Origin of the sequence: Streptomyces katrae (assembly GCF_000717655.1) — a bacterium.
In the GTDB taxonomy this organism is placed as follows: domain Bacteria; phylum Actinomycetota; class Actinomycetes; order Streptomycetales; family Streptomycetaceae; genus Streptomyces; species Streptomyces katrae_B.
This window is the reverse complement of sequence record NZ_JNZY01000084.1, coordinates 1-6,277: the sequence shown is the minus strand read 5'-3', so window position 1 is coordinate 6,277 and position 6,277 is coordinate 1. Positions and strand designations below refer to the sequence as shown.

The following is a 6,277-nucleotide window of genomic DNA, read 5'->3' as shown; positions in this document are numbered from 1 at the left end:
ACTCGGCGAATCGGCCCGGGGAGCCGTCTACCTCCAGGGCGTCAACGAGGAGACCCACGGCATCGCCGACTCCCTCATCAGCGTCCTCGCACACCGCTCCCAGGACATCCTCACCGACCTGCTCTCCCGCCGCGCCGGCGCCGAATCCAGGAGCGTCTGATGCAGCGGACACTGGTGATCGCCCCCGGCCCGACCGCGAACGGCGATCTGCACCTGGGCCACCTGGCCGGCCCGTTCCTGGCCGCCGACGTCTGCGCGAGGTACGCCCGCTCCGCGGGCCACGACGTGCTGTTCGGCACGGGCGTGCACTTCACGCAGAACTACATCGTGACCACCGCCCGCAGGCTGGGCGTACCACCTGAAGAACTGCGCGTCCGGTCGGCCGGGCAGGTGGAGCAGACCCTCGCGGCCATGGGCATCCGGCCGGACGGCTTCGTCCGCTACGGCGACCGGTACGTCAAAACCGTCCGCACCTTCTTCGAGCGCCTGCACAGCAGCGGCGCACTCCGGCTGCGGGGCCTCAGGTTCCCGTACGCGCCGCGCACCGGCGAGTACCTCACCGACGCCTACGTACGCGGCGGCTGCCCGGTGTGCCTCGCCGACGGGTGCGCCGGCCTCTGCGAGAACTGCGGGCACTGGATCGCGTCCGGCGACCTGATCGACCCGCGCTCCACCCTGCACCCCGACGACCCGGTGGAACTGCGCGAGCAGCAGGTCCTGGTGCTGCCGCTCGAGGAGCACCGAGAGGCGCTCGTCGCCTATTTCGCCCGGCAGAGTGCGACGATGCGCCCGCGCCTGGCGCAGATGATCGAGGAGATCCTCGCCCGGCCGCTCCCGGACTATCCCGTAACCCTCCCCATCGCCTGGGGCATCCCCGCACCCTTCCCGGAGGTCGCGGACCAGGTGATCTACGCGGATGCCGAGACCATCGCGTGGAGCATGCACTGCACCGCGCTCGCCGCCGAGGAGCGCGGCGAAGTGCTCGCCGCCGACGACGAGCTGTGGTTCTCCGAGACCGGCAACAAGGTCGTCTACTTCTTCGGATCGGACGCCGGTTTCGCCTTCGCGGTCGTCGGGGCGGCCATGCTGGAGGCGCTGGGCGGCTACACCCTGCCCGAGCACTTCGTCACCAACGAGTTCTACGAGCTGGACCACGACAAGTTCTCCACCAGCCGCGGCCATGTCGTGTCGGGCCGGGAGCTGGCCGCCGAGGTGCCCAGGGACGTCATCCGCTTCTACCTCGCCGCGACCAGCCCCGACTTCCAGCGCACCAACTTCACGCGCGAGGCCTTGGCGCGGGTGGCCGGCGAACGGCTCGTCCAGCCGTGGAACCGGGTCGCGGACAAGGCCGGCAGCTGGGCCGGCCGGGGTCCGCTGCCGGTGTCCGGGCGGTCGCGGGCGGCGGCCGCGCGCCTCCTGGAGCGCTTCGCCGCCGCCTACGAAGTCCGCCGCTTCAACCTGACCTCGGCCGCCTTCACCCTGTCCGAGCAGCTGGCACGGCTCGACCGGTGGGAGGTGGGCCCGGCCGACGCCGGCGACTTCTGCCACGAGGTCGACGTGTTCCTGCGCTGCGCTGCGCCGCTGCTGATCGACCTGGCCGAGGCGGGCCTCCCCGACCGTGCGATCCCCGCCGAGCCGCACGCCACGGAGTTCACCCCCGTACGGCTGCCGCTCCTGGCGGAGCCGGGACGGTGAGCGCGGCGGCGGTCGTGGTCGTGGGAGCGGGCGTCACCGGGCTGCTGACCGCCGTGGAGTGCGCGCTGGCCGGCCACCGCGTGACCGTACTGGACAGGGGTCCGATCCCCAACCCGCACGCCAGCTCCTTCGACCAGCACCGGGTCATCCGCACCTTCAGCCCGGACGACCCGGACGCCACCCGGCGGATGACCGCCGCCCGGCGCCGGTGGCAGGACCTGGAGGCGCTGCTCGGAACCCGCTTCCACCGCCGGGTCGGAGTGGTCACCGCCTGGCCCCGGGAACGCCTCACCGCGCTGGCCGCGTCGGCCGCCGAGGCGGGGGTCCCCGTACGGACGGTGGAACCGCAGACACTGCCGCACCTGGAGTTCCCACCGGACGCGGCGGGCCTCCTGGAGGTGGACGGCGGGGTGCTGCTCGCGGAACGGGTCCTGCACGCCGCAGCCCGCCGGCTCGCCGGGCATCCGGCGGTGACCTTGCGTCCGTACACCGTGGTGACCGGCATCGACACGGACTCCGGGAAGGTGCAACTGGCCGACGGCGAACGACTGGGCGCCGACCTGGTCCTGGTCGCGGCCGGGCCGTGGACACGCGATCTGGTCGGACAGCCGGTCGTCCTGCACCGCCAGACCATGGTCTACCTGCATCCGCCGGCCGACGCGGCGCGGTGGTGGACGCAGGCACCCGCGGCCGGCGGGCTCGGCGCGGACGGCCGGGCCTGGGCGGTGCCGGCCGGGGACGGCACGCTCCTGAAGATCAGCTCCGATGCGGTCTGCCGGGTGGTGGACACCACCGCGGACTGCGCCGCCGAGGACCAGGAGCCCTGGACCGGGCGGCTCGCCGCGGCGCCGCCGCTGACCGGCCTGAACCGCTACACCGTGGCCGCGGTGAAGGCCTGCCACTACGCGGCCGTCGCGGACACCGGCGGCGCCCTGCTCGCCCGCGAGGGTCCCGGCGTCTGGTCGCGGGCTGCGTGCGGCGGATCCGGATTCAGTGCGGCCCCGCTCGTCGCGGACCGCATCGTCGATGTCTTGAGGGAAGGGGCGGCATGACGGAGGATGCTCCGGTCCGGGTGTTCGACGCGCTGAAGGCGACTCCGACACCGGTCCGATATCTTCTCGGCGGCGTACTGGTCAACCAACTCGGTGCGTTCGTCCAGACGTTCCTCGTGCTGTACCTGACCTACCGCGGCGCGTCGGTCAGCGTGGCGGGCCTCTCGCTCGTCGCGTACAGCATCGGTTCGGTCTTCGGCACGATGCTGGGCGCCGAGATCACCCACCGGTTCGGCCCGCGGGCCACCATCATGGCGGCCATGGGGGCCTCCGCCCCGCTGGTGGCGTCGATCTCCTGGCTGAGCGGGCCGGGGATGCTGTGGGCGCTGCTGGTCGTGGTCGGCCTCGCAGGCCTGTTCACCCAGGCGTACCGGCCGGCGGCCGCCGTGATGCTCAGCGACCTGATGCCGGAGCGGTACCAGGTCATGGCGTTCTCGATGATGCGGATCGCGCTGAACATCGGCGCCGCCCTGGCCCCCCTGATCGCGGCGGTGGTCATCCTGGTCGACTGGGACCTGCTGTTCTGGATCGACGGCGGGACGGCGCTCGTCTATGCCCTGCTGGCGTTCGCCCTGCTCCCGAAGAAGGCCGTGGAAGGGGAGGCGGAGCAGGGATCCCAGGCCGCAGCCACACCCGGAGCCGCGCCGTCCGGCCAGGCCGCCGACGGCCGTTCGGGGTACGCCACAATGCTCCGCGACCGCAAGTACATGCTCTTCCTGGGCGCCATCCTGCTCGGCTCGCTCACCTACGCGCAGGGCCACATCGCCCTGCCGCTGGAGCTCGCCGAAGACGACTACCCGACCAGCTTCTACAGCACCGTGCTCACGGTGTCCTCCGTCGTGCTGATCACCTGTGAACTCAAGATCACGGCCTACCTCAGCAGGCTGCCGAAGCACGTACGGGTGATCACCGGCCATCTGGTGGAGGCCGTCGGCCTCGCGGTCTACGGGCTGACCGCCCGGTCCGGTGCGTTCACCATCACCGGTGCGGTCCTGGTCGTCTGCGGGATCATGATCGCCGCGCCGAGCATGTTCGCCCACCCGGCGACGTTCCCCGCGGCGGTCAAGGCCCGCTACATCGGCACCATGCAGGCCGTCGGCGGAGCCGCCTCGGCGCTCGCGCCGCTGTTCGGCGTCTTCCTGTGGACCAGGCTCGGCGGCGGGTTCTGGCTGCTGTGCGGCGTCGTGACCGCCGTGGCCGGGCTGCTCGCCCTGGCCGGTGTGAAACAGCCGCCCGAACCGGCCCCGGCGAAGGACGCGGACGCCGGCACCGAAGGAACGCCCGAAGTCGTCGGAGGCACGTCATGAACGAGCAGCAGCCCGGCACCGCCACCGGGCCGGTCCTGATCGTCGGGTTCGTCGGAGTCACGCTCGCCGCCATCGGGGAGTTCCAGCCGGACGACTCGGTGGTCTACATCGAGGAGCCCGACATCGTCCGCAAGCGGCACGTGCACGAGCAGCTCGACGGGGTGGCGTTCGTCCGCGGTCTGATCGAGTGGGAGTACCACCTCGCGGGCAAGGCCGACGAGTTCCACAACGCCCACCCCGACCTCGCGCCCGTCGCGGTCGTCCCGGCGATCGAGTACGCGACCCCGTTCGCCGCGCGCCTCGCGGAGCGCTACGGCCTGCCCGGCGCCGGCCTCGGGGCCGCCCAGATCCTCCGGGACAAGGCCCTGCTGCGGCAGGTCAGCGCCGCTGCCGGGATCGCCAACCCGGCCAGTGTCCGCGTGGAAGGCCCCGCCGGCGTACAGGACTTCCTGCGCGGCCGGGGCGGCCCCGTCGTACTCAAGCCCGCCAACCGTCAGGCCGCCGTGGGCACCCGGGTGATCCACCACCCGGCCGAGGTCGAGCAGGCCTGGGCGGACTGCCTGGTCCAGGACGAGGGCGTCTTCGTGCCCGACCGGCCCATGGAACTGTCCATGCTCGCCGAACAGTACGTCGAGGGGCCCGAGTTCAGTGTCGAGATGCTCGTACGGGACGGGCGCGCGCTGTTCGTCAACGTCACCGGCAAACAGCTCTTCCCCGGGCCCCACCCGGTGGAGATGGCGCACACCGTGCCGGCCGACATCCCCGAGGACCTCGCGGAGACGCTCGGCGCACAGACGGCGCGCGTGGTGCGGGCCGTCGGCTTCCGCCACGGGATCGTGCACTGCGAATGGATCGTCTCGGACGGAGTGCCGTACCTCGTGGAATGCGCGGGCCGGCTCGCCGGCGGCGGCATCGTCGACACCATCCAACTCGCCTACCCGGTCCAGCTCATGCGCAGCTACTACGCAGTGATGAAGGGCGAGGAGCCACCGGCCGAACTGCCCCGGCGGGCCAAGGGCGGAGCGGCCGTACGGTTCCTGGCCACCGGGGCGGGACGGGTCACGGCCGTGCACGGCGTCGAGGCCGCCCGGCAGGTCGACGGCGTGTTCCTGGTCGCGGTCACCGCCGGGCCGGGCGACCGGTTCACCGGGCTGCGCCACTCCTGGGACCGCGCGGGGATCGTCATGGCCACCGCGGACAGCTCCACCGAGGCACTGCGGCGGGCCGAGGCCGCCGCGGCCGCAGTCCGGATCGACATCGAGGGGGAAGCATGACGGTACGGGAGGTCGGTGTCCTGGCGATCGGCGCCGGTCCGGCGAATCTGGCGCTCGCGGTGGCCATCGAGGAATCCGGCTCCGCCGAACTGGCGGACAGCACACTGCTGTTGGAACAGAGTCCGGACGTCAAATGGCAGCGCGACCTGCTCATGCCGTGGGCGCGCAGCCAGGTGTCCTTCCTGAAGGACCTGGTGACGCTGCGCAACCCGTCCAGCAGGTTCACGTTCCTCAACTTCCTGCACGAGCAGGGGCGGCTGGACGAGTTCATCAACCTGGGCACCTTCCACCCGTTCCGGTGGGAGTTCTCCGACTACCTCCAATGGGTCGCCACCTCGCTGCAGCGGGTCCGGATCCGGTACGGGGCCCGCGCCGCGCAGGTCGACCCGGTCGTGGCGGCGGACGGCTCCGTCTCCGGGTGGAGCGTGCTGCTGACGGACGGGGACGAGATCCGCTGCCGGGACCTCGTCGTCGGCGGAGGCCGCGACCCGCGGGTGCCGGACGTCTTCGCCGGCCTGCCCGCCGACCGGCTGATCCACAGCGCCCAGTACCGGACCCGGATGGGGGAGATCCCGAAGGACGAGCCGGTCCGGGCCGTGGTGGTCGGCGGGGCGCAGAGCGCGGCGGAGATGTTCTACGCGCTGCACGAGAACCTGCCGCAGAGCCGCGTGACCATGGTCGTACGGTCGGTCGGACTGCAGAACTACCAGACGAGCAAGTTCGTGAACGAGCGGTTCTTCCCCTCGTTCGTGGACGAGTTCTACGACAGCCCCGCGGAGGTCCGGGCGCAGGTCCTGGACGAGATGCGGCTGACCAACTACGCGGGTCTGGCGCCGCCGTTCCTCGACGCGCTGTACACGATGCTCTACCGGCAGAAGGCGCTCGGCCCGCAGCGCTCGGAAGTGCGGGCGATGACCGAGGTCGTGGGTGCCCGGCTCGAGGACGGGGA

The 6,277-nt window shown here is 72.0% G+C and carries 5 protein-coding genes; all 5 read left to right on the top strand.

The genetic code is table 11. From position 1 onward, the window contains the following. Nucleotides 1-159 precede the first annotated feature (159 nt). Complete coding sequence (locus IF09_RS0139385; protein WP_030304345.1) at nucleotides 160-1,695, top strand: class I tRNA ligase family protein; 1,536 nt, start codon at nucleotides 160-162, stop codon at nucleotides 1,693-1,695. After that, nucleotides 1,692-2,747: an NAD(P)/FAD-dependent oxidoreductase gene (locus IF09_RS0139380; protein ID WP_234321346.1), complete on the top strand. Its 1,056-nt coding sequence runs from the start codon at nucleotides 1,692-1,694 to the stop codon at nucleotides 2,745-2,747. The genes IF09_RS0139385 and IF09_RS0139380 overlap by 4 nt, the downstream gene beginning before the upstream one ends. Continuing rightward, on the top strand, nucleotides 2,744-4,054 hold the full coding sequence (locus IF09_RS0139375; RefSeq protein ID WP_030304341.1) for an MFS transporter: 1,311 nt from the start codon (nucleotides 2,744-2,746) through the stop codon (nucleotides 4,052-4,054). The genes IF09_RS0139380 and IF09_RS0139375 overlap by 4 nt, the downstream gene beginning before the upstream one ends. Continuing rightward, nucleotides 4,051-5,328: an ATP-grasp domain-containing protein gene (locus IF09_RS0139370; protein WP_030304339.1), complete on the top strand. Its 1,278-nt coding sequence runs from the start codon at nucleotides 4,051-4,053 to the stop codon at nucleotides 5,326-5,328. The genes IF09_RS0139375 and IF09_RS0139370 overlap by 4 nt, the downstream gene beginning before the upstream one ends. Next, on the top strand, nucleotides 5,325-6,277 hold a 953-nt coding region (locus IF09_RS0139365), incomplete at its 3' end, for a SidA/IucD/PvdA family monooxygenase (protein WP_030304336.1). The genes IF09_RS0139370 and IF09_RS0139365, both read left to right, overlap by 4 nt.